At 49.8% G+C, this 16,738-nt stretch carries 12 protein-coding genes, 1 tRNA gene and 1 pseudogene; 12 read left to right on the forward strand and 2 right to left on the reverse strand.

Annotated elements, in window-relative coordinates:
- The first annotated feature begins 442 nt into the window (after window positions 1–442).
- The 8 genes from NDI45_RS12225 (at window position 443) to NDI45_RS12260 (ending at window position 10,635) form a co-directional block, all read left to right on the forward strand.
- On the forward strand, window positions 443–1,249 hold the full coding sequence (locus NDI45_RS12225) for an alpha/beta hydrolase (RefSeq protein WP_190791252.1): 807 nt from the start codon (window positions 443–445) through the stop codon (window positions 1,247–1,249).
- Window positions 1,234–4,002, forward strand: a complete 2,769-nt coding sequence (locus NDI45_RS12230) for an ATP-binding protein (protein ID WP_348247481.1) — start codon at window positions 1,234–1,236, stop codon at window positions 4,000–4,002. Before NDI45_RS12225 ends, NDI45_RS12230 begins: the two co-directional genes overlap by 16 nt.
- Window positions 3,999–6,008: a response regulator gene (locus tag NDI45_RS12235; RefSeq protein ID WP_348247482.1), complete on the forward strand. Its 2,010-nt coding sequence runs from the start codon at window positions 3,999–4,001 to the stop codon at window positions 6,006–6,008. The genes NDI45_RS12230 and NDI45_RS12235 overlap by 4 nt, the downstream gene beginning before the upstream one ends.
- Window positions 6,009–6,244: 236 nt before the next feature.
- Window positions 6,245–6,739 carry a DUF4079 domain-containing protein gene (locus tag NDI45_RS12240; protein ID WP_348247483.1) on the forward strand — a complete coding sequence of 165 codons (495 nt, stop codon included), beginning with the start codon at window positions 6,245–6,247 and terminating at the stop codon, window positions 6,737–6,739.
- Between the two features lie 98 nt (window positions 6,740–6,837).
- The gene (locus NDI45_RS12245) at window positions 6,838–9,270 is read left to right on the forward strand and encodes a ComEC/Rec2 family competence protein (RefSeq protein WP_348247484.1); all 2,433 of its coding nucleotides are present in this window, start codon (window positions 6,838–6,840) and stop codon (window positions 9,268–9,270) included.
- A 14-nt stretch (window positions 9,271–9,284) separates the two neighbouring features.
- A tRNA-Ser gene (locus tag NDI45_RS12250) sits at window positions 9,285–9,369 on the forward strand.
- Window positions 9,370–9,742: 373 nt separating this feature from the next.
- Complete coding sequence (locus NDI45_RS12255) at window positions 9,743–10,030, forward strand: hypothetical protein (protein ID WP_348247485.1); 288 nt, start codon at window positions 9,743–9,745, stop codon at window positions 10,028–10,030.
- The gene (locus NDI45_RS12260) at window positions 9,955–10,635 is read left to right on the forward strand and encodes a hypothetical protein (RefSeq protein WP_348247486.1); all 681 of its coding nucleotides are present in this window, start codon (window positions 9,955–9,957) and stop codon (window positions 10,633–10,635) included. Before NDI45_RS12255 ends, NDI45_RS12260 begins: the two co-directional genes overlap by 76 nt.
- Here the strand turns inward: NDI45_RS12260 and NDI45_RS12265 are convergent.
- Window positions 10,598–11,086 (reverse strand): hypothetical protein, encoded by a 489-nt coding sequence (locus NDI45_RS12265; protein WP_348247487.1) that lies wholly within the window; start codon window positions 11,084–11,086, stop codon window positions 10,598–10,600. The genes NDI45_RS12260 and NDI45_RS12265 overlap by 38 nt on opposite strands.
- 401 nt (window positions 11,087–11,487) lie before the next feature.
- Here NDI45_RS12265 and NDI45_RS12270 point away from each other — a divergent pair.
- From NDI45_RS12270 to NDI45_RS12285, 4 genes are all read left to right on the forward strand, one after another.
- Window positions 11,488–12,317, forward strand: a protein-coding gene (locus NDI45_RS12270) for an IS1 family transposase (RefSeq protein WP_348247488.1) whose coding sequence is annotated in 2 segments (ribosomal slippage) — window positions 11,488–11,829 and window positions 11,832–12,317 — 828 coding nt in all. Because the reading frame shifts where the segments join, the coding sequence is not laid out codon by codon here.
- Window positions 12,318–12,413: 96 nt separating this feature from the next.
- Window positions 12,414–12,692 (forward strand): transposase, encoded by a 279-nt coding sequence (locus NDI45_RS12275; RefSeq protein WP_348247489.1) that lies wholly within the window; start codon window positions 12,414–12,416, stop codon window positions 12,690–12,692.
- A 547-nt stretch (window positions 12,693–13,239) separates the two neighbouring features.
- Window positions 13,240–14,487, forward strand: coding sequence for a hypothetical protein (locus tag NDI45_RS12280; protein WP_348247490.1), 1,248 nt, complete (start codon window positions 13,240–13,242; stop codon window positions 14,485–14,487).
- Between the two features lie 6 nt (window positions 14,488–14,493).
- A complete protein-coding gene (locus NDI45_RS12285; RefSeq protein WP_348247491.1) occupies window positions 14,494–16,386 on the forward strand; it encodes a tetratricopeptide repeat protein in 1,893 nt (630 codons plus the stop codon).
- Between the two features lie 54 nt (window positions 16,387–16,440).
- Here NDI45_RS12285 and NDI45_RS12290 read toward each other — a convergent pair.
- Window positions 16,441–16,738 (reverse strand): annotated as a pseudogene (locus NDI45_RS12290) (DDE-type integrase/transposase/recombinase); the annotation flags it as partial.

Below are 16,738 nucleotides of genomic sequence, written 5' to 3' on the forward strand. Positions count from 1 at the left end.
GGCTGAGGAGATGAAAGGGTAAAGGAATGGGGCGATCGGGGGGTGCTATTAAGTTTGGTTTGGTTTGGGTTGATTCACGGGGCTGCCTTCTAAGATTGACATAGAAGAGGTTTGAGAAGTCCTGCTCCTGACTGGAACCCCCTCCCTAACCCCACGATTTGGGGGAACCGAGCCGCCTCCTACTCTTAAAGCCCTCCATTTATGGGAGATTTAGGGGGCAATTAGAACCCCCTTATACGCCTCAAACCCCTTCTTAAAACCTCATACCCCCTTCTCATGCCAGTTAAGTACCGAGAAGTGGCATCGCCTCTGCACCCTCGTGCCTTTATTGGGTGAGAAACGCTGTAAATCAGCTGTAAATCAATGGTAATTTTTCAGTGGCGATCGTTCGCTTGTCCTTTTACTCTCTGCCAACGAAATTTATCTGGTGCAGGCGATGGTTATGTTAAGCAGTGTATTGAAGCGAAATAATGTTGAGATGCTGGGGCAGGGAAAGCAAACCATCATTTTTGCTCATGGGTTCGGTTCAGACCAGACCGCGTGGCGGCATCAAGTTGCGGCATTTGAATCGGATTACCGAATTGTATTGTTTGACCATGTGGGAGCAGGAAATTCGGACATGGCTGCCTATAGCCCCCGCCGATATAGTTCGCTTTATAGCTATGCGGAAGATCTGCTAGAGCTGTGTACTGAGTTAAAGCTATCGCAGGTGATTCTTGTGGGGCACTCGGTCAGCGGCATGGTGAGTTTGCTGGCTGCGCTGGTTGATCCGAGTCGCTTTAGCCAGCTCTTTTTTATTGGGGCATCGCCTCGCTATGTGAATGATGCTGCCACTCACTACATCGGCGGGTTTGAGCAGTCTGATCTGGATGCGCTGTACGAAGCAATGTCTTCTAATTACTATGCCTGGGTCAGTGGCTTTGCGCCGATCGCGATGGGCAACCCCGAGCGTCCTGAACTGGCAACCGAGTTTGCCAATACGCTGTCTGCGATTCGTCCTGATATTGCTCAGGCAGTGGCGCGGGTCATTTTTCAGTCTGACCACCGGGCAGAATTGCCCCGGCTGAAAGTGCCGACTACGATTCTACAGTCGAACAATGACATTGCTGTGCCGCGAGTGGTCGGAGAATATTTGGCGCAACATATTCCCCACGCTCGCTTGATCAACATCCATGCTCAGGGACATTTTCCCCATATCAGTGCGCCTGAGGTCGTGACCCAAACTATTTCAGAATGTTTAGCCGCCTGACTCTGCTGCGCGATTACTTGATGGGAAAACGATGGAGCAACCGTTTCCTGAGCCACAAGCATCCTCCAATGCCAGACTGCCATCCAGAGCGACTGCCCAGCTTTGAACCTTTGCTGCTGGCTTTGACGACGGTTTTGCTGGGGCTGCAAGTGTTGAGCGGCTGTGCTCCGGTGCTGTGGCTGGCTCCCGTGATTTTTACCGGGTTTGTGCTGCGTCCTCCGACGCGATCGATCGTCCTGGCAAGTCTCGCGCTGGAAGGAATTTTGCTGCTGCTAAGCTGGGATGAGATGATGACCCGGCAACTGCTGACTGTGGGAATCGCTGGGCTGCTGAGTTCTTTTGTGCGGCGCGCTTTGCTGAAGCGAGAATGGCAAACGGCTACCCGCATCACCCTGGCAAGCCTGATCCAGCAAGAAACCGCCGCCAGTCCAGAGCAGACAATTGCCTTTGCCCTCACCACGCTTAAAACCTTTGCTTGCTCCGATGGGGCGATCGTGCTGCGTCAGCTTGATAATGTGACTGCGGAGGCACTCGTGTCGCTGCCTGACAACGCGCTTCCCGATCGGCTGACCACGCCCGCGCTGTTTGCCGAGGCAATTGCTCAAAATCAATGTATTTATCACACCGACTATCCGGCAACACCGAATGCGGCGGCGGTGCTAGTGGGACAGGGCGTTCAATCAGTTGCAGTGCTGCCTTTATCTGAAGTAGGGCAGGGGCAGGGAGCGATCGTGCTGTTCTGGTATCGATCGGTTCAGTTCTCGTCGGAGCTTCAGCAGTTTTTAGCGTCTTTGCTAAGCGGAATGCGAAACCTGCTGCGGTTTCAGGATATGACGCTGCGGCTCGAAAATTTGCAGGCGCGGCTGCGTGCCATCTTAGAAACCATTCCACAGGGCGTAGTGTTTGTGGATGAAAGCGGCGAACAGGGCTGGCTTAACTACATCGCAGCGATGCAGCTTGGATTACCGCAGGGAATGGCAGAACCAATGGCGATCGCCCAGGCAATGACCAGCCTCCGGCTAAAGGCAGACAACCAGCAAGACATCACCCAGCAGGCAGCCAAATTTTTTACCCAACCTCAGATCGAAATCCGCGACTGGCGATGGTTTTTTACCCAGCCTCAGCCTCAGGTTTTAAGCCTTTCCAGTACACCAATTAATTTGCGCCATGTTCCTGGTCGCCTCTGGGTCATTGACGATATCACTGAACGCTGGCAAGCGGATGTCGTAACGCAGCAAGCAAAAGATATGGCAGAAGCGGCAAATCGGGCAAAAAGCGAGTTTTTAGCCAACATGAGCCACGAGCTGCGAACCCCCCTCAACGGCATTCTCGGCTACGCGCAGATCCTCAAAAAATCAACAAACTTGACCGAACAGCAGCGAAACGGGCTAGAAATTATTCACTACAGCGGCGAGCATTTACTAACCCTGATTAACGACGTTTTAGATTTATCGAAAATTGAAGCCCGAAAAATGGAACTGCATCCGCACGACTTTCATTTTTCTACATTTCTAGAAAATTTGGTGCAGATGTTTAAGGTTCGCACCCGTCAAGATGTTGCTTTTTTGTATGAACCCGTTGCCCCACTCCCTACTTTTGTACAAGCAGACGAAAAGCGGCTGCGTCAGGTTCTGCTGAATCTGTTAGGCAATGCGATTAAGTTTACCGAGCGGGGATGGATTACGTTTCGGGTTCAACCCGTTGACCATGCCCTGCAACCCGGTCTTTCCCGGCTGCGGTTTGAGGTGGAGGATACCGGGATCGGCATTTCGGCTGAGCAGCTAGAGCAGATTTTTCTACCGTTTCAGCAAGCTGGGGAAAATCGGCGACAATCCGAGGGAACCGGACTGGGGCTAACCATTACCCGGCAACTTGTGCAGCTAATGGGCAGCGAAATTCAGGTGAAAAGCCAGTTCGGGCTGGGCAGCAAGTTTTGGTTTGAGATTGTGCTTCCCGAAATTACAGACCAGAGTGGGATGTCCGCTGTCCTTCCGCCTGTTATTGTGGGCTACCACGGTGATCGTCGTAGGGTTCTGGTGGTCGATAACCAGTGGGAAAACCGCGCAGTGCTGTTGGGACTATTGCAACCGTTAGGATTTGAAACAATGGAAGCAGTAGACGGAAAAGACGGACTGGACAAGGCGCACGAGTTTCGCCCCGATGCCATTTTGATGGATCTGGTGATGCCCGTGATGGACGGGTTTGAGGCAATTCGGCAGCTACGATCGTCTCCAACGCTCAAAGATATTGCGATTATTGCCGTCTCTGCCAGCACCCTGGACTTTGACCAGGAAACCAGTCGGCGGGCAGGCTGTAATGGATTTCTCCCCAAGCCTGTGCGCGAAGTAGACCTGCTAGAGCATCTGCAAACTTACTTGAATTTAGCGTGGATTTGTCAGCCGTCCGAGGAGCCATTGCAGAAAGTCGAAACCCCTCAGGGCACGATGAAAGGCACGATGCGAAGCAGTTCCTCCTTCGGGGAAATTGTGCCTGATGCGCCCAATGGCATTTCCACTGGCATTCCCGCTGGCATTCCCGCTGCCCTTAAAATGCCGTCTGCCCAGGCTGAACTGAATACCCTCTTCGACCTTGCGATGCAGGGTGACTTGCAAGGCATTATGGATCACATCACTAACCTGGAACAGACGGACGATCGCTGGCTTTGCCTGACTCGTCCCCTGGCTCAGTTGGTTCGAGGATTTGAAGAACAGCAGATTTTAGAGCTTATTCGTCAGTATCGAGCACAGTTATGAACACTGTCACCCCAACGACAAGCCTGCCAGCGACAATTCTACCGGCGACAATTCTAATTGTTGACGATACTCCTACTAACCTGAACCTCCTGTTTGATTTTTTGCGAAATTCGGGGTTTAAGGTACTGGTTGCCCAAAGCGGCAAGAGCGCCCTGCAAAAGGTGGAATATGCCAAACCTGACTTAATCCTGCTGGATATTTTAATGCCGGAAATGGATGGGTTTGAAACCTGCCGCATCTTGAAATCTCAGGCATCGACGAAAGATACACCAATTATCTTCATGACTGCCCTTTCAGACACTGTGGATAAAGTCAGAGGACTACAGCTGGGAGCGGTAGACTACATCACCAAACCCTTTCAGCAAGAAGAGGTGCTTGCTCGAATTCAGCTTCACCTGAACCTGCGAAACCTCACCTGCCAAGTGCAGGAACAAAACGCTCGGCTCGAACAGGAAATTCAGGAGCGCATCCAGGCAGAAGCAATGGTACGGCGGCGCGAGGCACACCTGCGGCTGATCACCGATGCGCTACCCGTGATGATCTCTTATATCGATCGCGACCACTACTATCGCTTTGTCAATCGCGGCTATGAAGAGTGGTTTCAGCTTCCCCGCGAGGAACTCGAAAATCAACATTTGCGCGACCTGATGGGCGAAGCCCTGTATGAGGAATTGCTGCCAAAGCTGACGCTGGCACTGTCGGGACAAACCGTCATGTTTGAAAACACGATGCCTCGTCATAATAAGTTACATCATCTTGAAATTACCTATGTTCCTCATTTTGATGGAGAAATTGATGGAGAAGTTGATGGAGAAGAAGTTCGAGGAACTTATGTTCTGATCCAGGATGTGACCGAACGCAAACAGCTTGAACGACAGCTTTTGCGATCGCAGCGTATGGAAAGTCTGGGTACTTTAGCAAGCGGGATTGCCCATGACCTGAACAATGTACTGACGCCAATTTTGATGTCAGTTCAACTGTTGGCAATGAAATATCAGGATGAACAAAGTCAACGATGGCTGGAGCTACTCGAAACAAATACAAAACGCGGTGCAGATTTGATACGTCAGGTGATGTTGTTTGTACGAGGAATTGAAGGCGAGCATACTCTGATTCAAGCAGAGCAGCTGCTTAGGGAAATCAAGCCGATCGTGGAAGAAACGTTCCCCAAATCCATTACCATCTCTAGCTACATTGATCCAGATCTAGGGGTAGTTTCAGGAGATCTCACTCAACTGCATCAGGTGTTAATGAATCTCTGTATCAATGCGCGAGATGCTATGCCAAATGGGGGACAGCTCAAGCTCTCGGCTGAAAACTTAGAGGTTGATCCGGCATTTGCTCAGGCTCACCCAGAAGCTAGAATAGGTCGCTATATTCGGTTGACCGTCGCCGATACAGGTGAAGGCATTCCGCAAGAGGTGATAGATCGCATCTTTGAGCCCTTCTTTACCACAAAGGAATTCGGCAAGGGCACAGGGCTAGGGTTATCAACCGTAATTGGCATTGTTAAAAGCCACGGGGGGTTTATCACCGTTTCCAGCGAGATCAACCAAGGCACCCAGTTCAATATTTTTTTACCTACGATCGCCTCCAGCGTAACCCCGAACCCGGAAGAGAGCGACCTGCTTAGGGGACATGGAGAAATGGTCCTGGTTGTAGATGATGAAGCTGCCATTCGGGAAATCACCCAAACCTTGCTAGAAGCCCATGGCTATCAAACCTTAGTCGCTCGTGATGGCGTAGAAGCAATTTCGCTGTATATCCAGCATCCCGAAACCATTCATCTTGTTATTGTGGATATGATGATGCCGTCAATGGATGGGTCATTAGCCATTCGTGTGCTCAAAGAGATCAATCCTGACGTGCGAATTGTAGCGATGAGCGGCCTATCCCCAAGCGAACTGTGTCTAGACGTAATCGATGCAGACTTTCTCGCCTTCCTGCCAAAACCATTTACCACAAAGGATCTGTTGACTACGCTCAGTGAGATTGCAAAACGCTGAATTGCCCTGATCCCCTTTAAGACTTTTTCTGCGGCTCGCTCTAGTCTAAAAACCCTGGGTCAGGAGATTGTGAGGGAACTCTGGCAGGGTTAACGATGCTGGGAATGGGTTGGGCTGAAGGGTGGTTTGAAGATAATCGAGAATTTAAACCGCCCATCCACTCATCCACCTACTCACCCACCTCCAAAAAGACTTAATATTTCTTTAAGAATCTCTCTTCCAATCTGGAGGGCGCAATGTTAGAGCAATTCGCTGCACGGTTAAGTGATCTGTTAGAGCCGATCGCGGCATTCTTTCGTGGGTTGAATCTGCCAGAGCCGATCGTTCATTGGGGACATCCCGCAATGATGGGCATTGTGGTGCTAGTGATGGGAAGCTATGTGGCTTATGCAGGCTGGCGTGGACGACTGGCAACTGATCCAGAAGTTGCTGCAAAAAACTGGATGGATCACAAGAAACTGGCTCCGCTGATGTTTTTGTTTATCGCGCTGGGCTACACGGGCGGCGTGCTGTCGCTGGTGATGCAAAAGCAGCCTATTCTCAGCAGCACCCACTTCTGGACGGGATCGAGCGCCCTGCTGCTGCTGACGCTGAATGGTCTGTTCATTGCGCTCAGCTTTGGGAAAGCTAAATCTGTTCTAAGAACAGTTCACGCTTATGTGGGCAGTGCTGCTTTTGTGTTGCTGTTGCTGCACGGAGTGTTTGGCTTGAAGCTGGGGCTTTCGATTTAGCGATCGATTGCTGCTCAGATTATTGTTCAGGTCATTAATCTCGATCGCAGAAACAGCTTTACAGAACAGTTTTACAGAGCTGACTGCGATCTTTATTTATGACTCAAATCAGCGGTGCGATCATCGGTCTGGCCTATCTGCTGGGCTTACTAGCCACAGGGATTCCGGGAACCGTGCGCGGGATCCCCATCGGTTCTATTCTGTTGCTGTTTGCGGGAGTTGGCGCAGGGTTCATTGTTCCGCGCTGGAACCGATCGGCTCCCAAGCTAAAGATTTGGCTAATTGCGGCTCTGGTCGGGTTTACGGCAGGACTATATTTTGGCTGGCGAATGCCGGAGGCGACGGATACCGATATTAGCCGCTATGCCTCGTCGGCGTCTCCAGTAACGGTTACGGGTGAAATTATTAGTACCCCGCGTTTGACGCGCAGCGAGAAGGTTCAATTTGAGCTTGAGGTTTCTGACCTGCTCCCAGTTTCCCAGATGCGGACGGCAGATGAACACAGCAAAAGGGAACACAGCAAAAGGAACAGTTTGGGTAAGGGAAATTCGGGTAACGGAAATTTGGGTAATGGAGATTTGGGTAACCGCACTTCGCGATCCGTTCCCATAGGGTCTATCACCCTTGATAATCGCCCTGTCACAGGCAGAATTTATGTCACCGTTCCCAACGATCGCCAAACGCCCTTTTATCCCGATCGCATCTATCCCGGTCAAACGATCGCCGTCACCGGTTCGCTGTATCTCCCTCGAACTGCGGGAAATCCAGGTGGGTTCAACTTTCGGCAGTATTTGCGGCGAAACGGCATCTTTACAGGGCTTCGAGGCGAAACAGTCAGAATTACCGAAAGTTCCTCACCGCCATTTTTTTGGTCGATTCGGCGGCGGATTGTCTCGGCTCAAGCGGCAGGGGCAGGAAGTCGAACCGGTGCTCTGCTAAGTGCGATCGTGGTTGGGCGGCGCGGGGTCGACGTGCCGTTTGGCATTCAAGATGCTTTTTCCCGGGCCGGATTAGCGCATGTTTTAGCGGCTTCGGGATTTCAAGTGACGCTGCTGGTTGGGGTGATTTTGTCGCTGGCAAAGCGATCGCAGCCTTGGACTCGATTTGGAATCGGACTCGCTGCCCTGATTTTCTATGTCGGTCTGACCGGGGCAGAGGCTCCCGCAGTTCGAGCAGGGGTCATGGGGGTCGTGGTGCTGCTGGCAATGACGATCGACCGCCGGGTGAAAATTTTGCCCGTCCTCCTGTTTGCGGCAACAGGGATGCTGCTATTCGATCCTTTAGCCATCTGGGATCTGGGCTTCCAGATGAGCTTTCTGGCAACCCTGGGGCTGATCGTAACCGTTCCCGTGCTGGACAAGTGGCTAGATTGGTTGCCGCCGCGCCTGACAAGCTGGATCACTGTTCCCACGGCGGCCTATTTGTGGCTACTGCCGCTTCAGCTAGGCGCGTTTGGGATCGTTTCGCCCTATAGTATTCCGATTAATGTGATTGCCAGCCCGATCGTGGCTCTGGTCAGTATCGGCGGCATGATCAGCGCAGGAGCGGGATTGATTTTGCCAGTTGTCGGAAGCGGGATGGCGTGGCTACTGTCTTTTCCAACGGAGTGGCTGACCTGGCTTGCAGAGAAGGGGGCTCAGCTTCCGGGAAGCGCGTATGCGGCGGGTTCAATCAATGCACTGCAAATTTTGCTTCTTTACGCTCTGGTTCTGCTGGTGTGGTGGAGTTCTCCTTGGCGGCAAAACTGGTGGCTGGCGGGAGTTTTGGCAATTTTGCTGGTGGCGGTTCCGGCTACGTATGCCTCAACCCAGCTGCGGCTGACCGTACTCCAGGCAAACGCTCCAGTGCTGCTGGTGCAAAATCAGGGGCAAACCGGACTGGTGAATCTTGGTCGGCAAAAAGATGTGCAATATACAGTTTTGCCACTGCTTCAGCGCCAGGGAATTAATCATCTCGATTGGGCGATCGATCTCAACCTGAATCAAGACTCGATCGCTGCCTGGAACGACTTGCTAAACCAGATGCCGATTTCTATGTTTTTCAGTCGCACTGCCGGGGCAGAATCAACCGCAGACTATCAGGATCTCAATCGCGCCATTCGATTGCAGCAGGGACAGGCAATTGCCCTAGCCGTCGGTCAACCAATCGATCTTGGCTCCGTTCAGCTTAAGCTGCTGAGTTTTCGTCCGATCGCCCTTCAGATGCAGGTGCAGGATAAAACCTGGCTACTGCTGCAAGACCTGATGCCCCGCAGTGAGAAACTTTCTGCGCTGATTCCTGCCCTACCGCAGGCGCACGTTTTATGGTGGTCGGGTGACTGGACAGACTCTCGTTTGTTGAAACAGGTGCAGCCCCAAACGGCGATCGTTTCCGGCGATGCCCCACGGCTCCAAGACCAACTCAACGCCCAACAAATCACGACTTACGTGACCGAGCAAGACGGAGCCGTGCAGTGGATTAGCGATGCCAAGCGATTTCCCTTCTGGAGCGATCGAGGATTTCGCCGATTTGCAGGGGATGCAGTACAATAATTTGAGCAACCTCAGGAGAGGTGGCAGAGCGGTTGAATGCGCTTGACTCGAAATCAAGTTTGGGGCAACTCAACGGGGGTTCGAATCCCCCCCTCTCCGTAGCCTGAACCTAGCCCACGATCGACCTTTGCAAGCCCTTCAAAGCCGATCGACTTTCTGCAAAGCCAATTCACTTAAGATAGGTTTTTCTGTCGTAAGTTAGTGTGAATTGCGGAAAGTTGGGGGAGAAATCCAGCCTGGACGATCGGCTGAAGGAGCTAAACAGCCAGCTTGAGAAGTGCAGCGTTCGCGCTAAAGACGGGCGATTGTATTTGAGGAGCAGGCATTTCCCACCAAGCCGGGGGAGACAAAATCAGGGCGCGGTGAGATTGCGCTGGGGGTAAGTGCGTCAATTGCTGGGCTGAAAGTTGCAGGGGCAAAAGCAAAGGAAATCGATTCCCAGCTTTTGTGGGGAAAGTTTCAGTGGGCAGCGGTGCGGACCAGCCGAGGAGACACGATCGCAGATTGGATCGATCGGTTTGTGTCTCACCACTGGGAGCATACGCCGCAGAATCCAACCACGAAGCGAACGCTGGAAAATACATACCTGCTGCGCTTCAGGAAACTGCCGCCCGATGTGCCGCTGACGATCGAGGTATTACGAGAAACGCTCATCAATCACCGCCAGGGAGCCGCAGTCGTGAGATGTACTGCATTGCGTTTGGCAAGCTTGCGAAGTTCGCAACCAAGCGCGGGGCGATCGAGCCAGGGGATTTATTAGAGTTTCAGGAAGAACTGAAGATATTAAAGCGTGGCTATGAGCCAGAGCCGATTCTGCCAGAGGACTTGCCCAGTGATGAACAGATTGTAGAGATCTGGCAATCCATTAAAAACTCGGCATGGCAATGGGTGTATGGAATGCTTGCAGCGTATGGGCTGCGACCGCACGAAATTTTTTATTTAGACCTTGATCGATTCACCGAATCAACCGATGCGCTCAGGGTGCTGAATGAAACGAAAACGGGAGCGCGATTGGTGTACCCTTGCTTGCCCCAGTGGCGTGAGCAGTTCCGCTTGTGGGATGCCAAATTGCCGGGGGTTGAGACTGACGGGAAATCGAATGAGGAGATTGGCAAGAAAATTGCTCAACGGTTTCGATCGGACAAGATTGGACATATCCCTTATGCGTTGCGTCATGCCTGGTGCATCCGGCTGGCACTGGAAGGCGTACAGGATTCAATCGCTTCGCGCTGGGCTGGGCATTCGGTCGCGGTTCACGTTAAGACGTATCATCGCGCGATCTCTGAAGGGCAGCAGCAGCGGGTATTCGATCGAATGAAAAACCGCACTAACCCGCCTTCAACTGATCTGGGGGAATTTTCGTGAATTCATAGTATTCGCCCAGATGCACTTTCCAGGTCGGCTGCTCTGAATTAATGCCTTGATCGTTGCGGTAATGAACGCCATAAACGAGATTCCATTTGCGCCCTTTAATGCGCCACGCTCTGAACTGCTTGCGACGGGCAAATTCCTGGCTGAGGATCTGTCCATCAATAAATTCCTGAACGAGATAGAACTCTCCACCCTGTTCAAAGTGAGCCAAGAGCTGAGGGATTTGATCGTGCCGTCCCAGGCGGTAAAGAATTTCTGCTTCGAGATTGAATAGGCGCTGTGCTACCTGGAGAGCCTGGGGTGAACTTACGCCGGGATGGAGCTGCTTGACAACACAAATCGGCTTGCCCGGTAAGTGGCGATCGGTAGCAAGAAACGTTTGACCAAAGCCACCGATTCCAAGCGGCTTGATGATGTGATAACGTCCTGCTAGCACGAGATTCATTTCAACAGGTTACCTAATGAACACCCTTTCCCTCGCTGCTTCTGTCAGTTCTCACAGGTATGGCTGAAGATTTTCTTCTGATAGCTCCTTTTGATAACTTCAGTTACAGCTGCTTGATAAAAAACTTGCTCAAGTTCATTGTAGATCCCGCTAGGACGCATTATGCCCTTGGGCGCTTCAAGATGCTTCAAAGGCTACATTGGGCGATCAGGAAAATTGCCAATCAGAATAATTTATCCTATGAGGAAGAAATTTTGATTTTAAGCTATCACTTCACCTGGTCAAGCGTCCCAAATTTGCGCTCTTCTATAGAAACCTAATAGTAAAACTAAAACTCGGTAGTGCATCAGATTATAGTGGGTCAGGTAAGGTAGAGGAACAACTACTTCTGAGTAAGATCGATGGAATGCCTGCTCTGTGGTCATCCCATCACCCACAAACACGGTAAAGCCCCCAATGGCAGTCAACGGTATTTCTGTCCCAGGTGCAAGCAAACGTTCAATGAACGGTTTGACACCTTGTATTACCATCGCCACGTCACGCCCGAACAAATCCGACAAGTGCTACAGTCCCATAGCGAAGGAAGCAGTCTCAGGGGGATTAGTCGAACGAGTGGACTGGCTTATAACACCGTGGTGAGCATTGTTCGTGCTGCCAGTGTGCAGGCACAGTTGGTCCACAATGCAGAAGTTCAATCTGTGCCAGCCGAAGAAGTGAGTGCGGATGAGTTGTGGTCGTTTGTCGCAAAAAACAGAAACAGTGTTTCCCAGACGAACTAGCAGTGGGGGATTGCTGGATAGCTGTGAGTTTAGCCGATTCGAAGGGACTAATTTTGGCGGCACGAGTGGGAAACCATACCGATGAGTTGATTGAGGAATTAATCATCAGTAGTGAGGGAAAAACGGCTTGTAGACGGTTTAGCAGCGATGATTGGGGTGGATACGAGCGCGTTCTACCTGCTGAAATCGAGCATTACATTGGCAAAGACAAAACCCAACGATTAGAGCGAACGAATGGAATTGTCAGACAACAAACTGGAAGATGGCATCGCAGACAGAACAAGTTTGGCAAGGTCTGGGAGCAAACGAAAGTGACAACCAGGCTGGTGGTGAGTTATTTCAATTGGATTTGGCAACATAGCCGACTAAAAACCACAGCAGCGCAGCGAGCAGGATTAACGCAACAGCCCTGGACTTGGCACGACCTCCTTACCTATCCCACCATTATTTGATGCACTACCGAATCCTTTTTGGATCTCAAGTCGAACGGGTTCAACCTCGAAGCCTCCAGGCTCAGAGACAAATTTGCCCTTTCCCAATTGTGCGGGGTGATTGCTCTGACCATGCTGTTTCTGGTGCTGCAAGGGGTGAATATCGTGACATCAGGCAAGCGTCGCCAAGTCGATACTCATTGGAACCGGGACATGAGTTACCTCAAGCTCGGTTGGAATTGGATTCGCCTCGCCATCACCCAGCAATGGAAGATTCAGGTTTATCCGTTCCTCTTAAGTCTGCCTGACCCCCAACCTGCCGTTGCTTCCAAACGACAACAGCATGATTCCTTCAAGCATAAATTTACCGTCCTCAGCCGCTTTCCAGCTTCTTAGTTTTGTCAGTCAAGCAGGACTCCTAATAATATGCCATGACTGAACTCTCTATCAGTCTTATAGCATCTGTCGTTTATTTTTCAAGAGTTGGTATTAAGTATTCCTCTTCATTACCGAAGTAATAGTTATGAGTACCCACAGGGGTAATGTCTGAACTTTGCATATTTCATAGAATCATTGGTACACGGATTGAAGATACTGAGTTTGCATTTCTGGTGAGTAACAGATGCTAATTCAATAGATTAGAAATCAATTCAAACCGTGAAAACTGTAGTAAAGCAAATGAAGGAGAATCATCCTATGCGGAACATGCAAGACACCAAAGAAACAGCTACCGTCGCACGTCCATCTCTGAAAAAGTTCGTGATTCGTGAAGCTGAAACTCTTAAAGTTACGGCAGCCTGTAGCTGTTATCAGGAACTATAAGAGGAGAGCTGCCACGAGCAGCTATGGCTAATCTGATTGATATTTAATCTGCTTTAGCCACCTTGCCTTAGGGCTGCTATCCCTTGACAGTAGCCCTGAAAATCTTCTCTAAGGCGGCATTATGGGACAGTACACGTCTAACACGAACGTCGCAGTTTATCCATTCACCCGACAACCAGACGATAATGAGGTTGTCATTGGTCGTGCGGATACATCTACATTTCTAGTATTACCTCATGATGCGATCGAGTTGCTAGACGATTTAAGTGACGGCAAAACGATCGGTGAAGCTCAGTTAATTTATCAGCAAAAATATGGTGAATTACCTGATCTCATTGAATTGTTGGAATATTTAGAGCTGAAGGGGTTTGTACAACCCATTGCCCCTGCTCATATTCATCATCTTACCTGGCAGGGTAAACCCCATACTAAAACATCGGCTGCTGCGTCAGTACACTTTCACTTTGATTCGTTTCCTCAATCTGTCGCTCAAAAGCTATTCAGCCAACCTATATTAGCCTCTTCTGGCGGTATCATTCTGCTTGCACTAATTGCAATTGCTCTTGAACCTTCCATTATTCCAACCTGGAGAGCCTTTTTCTTTCCCCAGAACCTAACCCTATCTCGCTTGATTCTAATGATTATGGGTTGGATCACAATGTTTTTCCATGAAATGGCTCATTTAATCGCTGTTCGTGCGTTTGGGCTTTCTGCTCGACTTGGAGTGAGCAACCGAATGTGGCACGTCGTTGCAGAAACCGATATAACGAGCATTTGGGGATTACCGAGAAAGCAGCGGTTTCTACCCTTACTAGCTGGTCCACTCCTGGACACTGTATGCGCTGCTGCTCTAATCCTGCTTTTTTTTGCACAAAGTCGCGGCTGGGTTCTGCTGCCTACCAGAATGACTCGATGGGGGCAGGCGCTTCTATTGCTCTATCTTTTACAGCTCCTTTGGCAGTGCTATTTCTTCGTTCGGACTGATTTCTATTACGTCTTCGCTAATTTCTTCCGATGCAAAAGCTTGATGAAGGATACCGAAGCATTTCTGCGTAACCAACTCGCTCGACTAATTCACTCTGTACGTCAAGTAAATCAATCTCACATTCCAGTATCAGAAAGGCGTGTGATTCGCATCTACACAGTAATATGGCTATTTGGTCGCACTGCATCGATCGCTTCCTTACTCTTCATTACAATTCCCCTCTTGTGGCACTACTACATGGCACTAAGTCATATTTTGAGTGCTGGTTTTTATGCCAATCCCTATACATTTACTGATGCAGTATTGATGTTATTCCTCGTTTTCGCACCTCAGTTTCTTGGTTTTTGGCTTTGGATTCGTAGCTTTAGATTTTTTCGGAGTTGAAGTGTTATGAAACAGCAAAATACGACGGCAACACAAACAGCGGTACGAAGTTTAGCGGTGCATCCACACCTAATTCTGGTGGAGGCAGAACCAGGCCCCTCGCGCCGTCATTACCTTCAGCAGCAGCTAGAGCAATCTCAACAGGATGATACGGTGCTAGCTTGGTTCCTGTCATGTAACTACGAAGAAGGGGGACATTGGGCTGGACTAAAAGAGCTACTCGCTGATCTGATTCCTGAAGTACTCGCTCATGTTCCTGAACTCCTTACGAAGCACCACTATGAACTCGTCACTATCCTCCCCTTCTGGCGACGAACGCTATCATTTCAGGGATTGAACCAAACGGATAAGAGTTTTTTACTGAATGAGCAAACGCGCTATTATCAGGCAGAACGCGCTCTAAGAATTATTCATGGCGTGATTAATTTAATCACAAACTGGTTTAACCACGTTCAAGCAAAGCAGCTCCTCTTAGTTTGTGATGATTATGAGCGAGCTAGTAGTTTAGTCAAACGTTTCTTGTTCGAGTTAATGCGTCGTCGAGGTCAACACCTCAATCTGCAATTACTAATTGCCACAACGTCCAAAGAGAGCGAAGCTTTAGCAAATCACTTCGGCTCTCTGTGTGCAATCGAAAGAATGTGCTTGCTTGAGGAAACGCGTTCGAACTCAGTACCAATATCGGAAAATTTCCCTTCCGAACAAGAAAGTGCGCGATCGCTCCAGGAACTAGAACAACAGATAGGGAAAGACTCGATCGAGCTAGAATCGAATTTACCTCAACTCATCCGCTTCGCACAACTCAGCAACCAACCTGAGAAAGTTCTGGAGTATCAAATCGCTGCTAGCACAATTTGCATTAGCCAGGGATTTTATGAGGACGCACTCGTTTATGCTGAACAGGCACGTCTATTGTTCCAGCGATATCCTTTTAATGATGAAGAACAGCGATGGACACTCTACGCCAATTTGTATAAGTGCTATACAGCATTAGGCTACGCTCAACTTGCTCTTGAGATTGCTGAGTATCTCATGGCTACAGTGCATCAGCCTGAGTATCGCTATCGTGTCTACTACATGATGGCAATGATGTATGCCCGATATTTGCCAGAACAAGACTTCTCGAAAGCAGAAGACTATTTGAACAAAGGGTTGGAACAAATTGCTCAAACGAACTATCCAAGAAGCAAAAAACTATTCCACACGGCGTTTAATCGTAATGGATTAGCTCTCGTTCGTCACCGCCAGAAACGTCCCTACGAAGCTGCTGAACTATGTCGTACCCACTACGAGAAACTTGATAATCATCTCAAACCCGACGAACACATCCTTCATCGATCGGTTTTGCTCTACAACATTGCCCAGGTCTATGCTTCTCTTGGATCTCACGAGCAGGCAATATCGTACTTCTCAGGCGCGATTGCAATGGACCCTAATTATTCTGAGTACTACAACGACCGTGCAACGGTTTTGGTCAGAATGGAGCAATTTGAGCAGGCTTTAGAAGATTATTTCAAAGCGATTGAGTTGAGCGCACCTTATCCTATCGTCTGGTCAAACTTGGGACATTGCTACCGACAGATGGGAGAAATGGAAAAGGCAGTAGATGCCTATTGTGTAGCTCTTGACCTTGATCCCAATCAGTTTCCGATTCTTGTTGCTCGTGCTCAAGCTTTCGAGGGGTTGGAGCAGTTCAATAATGCCTTAGCAGATTATAATGCTGCTCTCACTCTAAATCCTGACCATGCCTTGGTTCTTGCTAATCGCGCTGCTCTTTACTATGACCTAGAACGATATCAGGAATCCCTAAATGACCTGGACCATGCAATTTCGATTTCGCCTGAAACTGCTGATTTCTATCACAATCGAGCAATTGTTCTAGGGGTACTGTCAACTTAACCAGAAAGATTTAAGAATCAGCACGGTAGTCCCTGATGAGGTGGAATCACAGGACTATGCGGCAGATTTCAACCCAACAATCTCTTGCCAATCTTCAATGCGTTGACGCATTTGTTCGCGGTAGCAGTTGGCAGTCAGTTGGGGTTGCTTCGGGTGGAAGTGGTCTCGAATCGGTCCAAACGCAGAGAGAAATCGTTGTGCTTGCCCAGGTGACTTAAACTTTCGCATCCGGCGCTCTCGGTGCGTGTCGGTTGATGCAAGTTCTCCGCTCGATTATTTAATCCCTTGTGCTGTCGGTGCTCTACGCTCTTGAGCATCTGGTTCTTGGCAGCTTGGTAACTCTTCAGTTTGT

The organism is Leptolyngbya sp. GB1-A1 (assembly GCF_039962475.1).
Taxonomy (GTDB): domain Bacteria; phylum Cyanobacteriota; class Cyanobacteriia; order Elainellales; family Elainellaceae; genus Leptolyngbya_A.

Excerpts from the sequence above, each read along its gene's own strand:
- NDI45_RS12230 (WP_348247481.1), top strand. The coding sequence starts at position 1,234 with ATGTTTAGCCGCCTGACTCTGCTGCGCGATTACTTGATGGGAAAACGA.
- NDI45_RS12265 (WP_348247487.1), bottom strand. The coding sequence starts at position 11,086 with ATGAATCTCGTGCTAGCAGGACGTTATCACATCATCAAGCCGCTTGGA.
- NDI45_RS12280 (WP_348247490.1), top strand. The coding sequence starts at position 13,240 with ATGGGACAGTACACGTCTAACACGAACGTCGCAGTTTATCCATTCACC.
- NDI45_RS12225 (WP_190791252.1), top strand. The coding sequence starts at position 443 with ATGTTAAGCAGTGTATTGAAGCGAAATAATGTTGAGATGCTGGGGCAG.
- NDI45_RS12235 (WP_348247482.1), top strand. The coding sequence starts at position 3,999 with ATGAACACTGTCACCCCAACGACAAGCCTGCCAGCGACAATTCTACCG.
- NDI45_RS12285 (WP_348247491.1), top strand. The coding sequence starts at position 14,494 with ATGAAACAGCAAAATACGACGGCAACACAAACAGCGGTACGAAGTTTA.
- NDI45_RS12240 (WP_348247483.1), top strand. The coding sequence starts at position 6,245 with ATGTTAGAGCAATTCGCTGCACGGTTAAGTGATCTGTTAGAGCCGATC.
- NDI45_RS12260 (WP_348247486.1), top strand. The coding sequence starts at position 9,955 with ATGTACTGCATTGCGTTTGGCAAGCTTGCGAAGTTCGCAACCAAGCGC.
- NDI45_RS12245 (WP_348247484.1), top strand. The coding sequence starts at position 6,838 with ATGACTCAAATCAGCGGTGCGATCATCGGTCTGGCCTATCTGCTGGGC.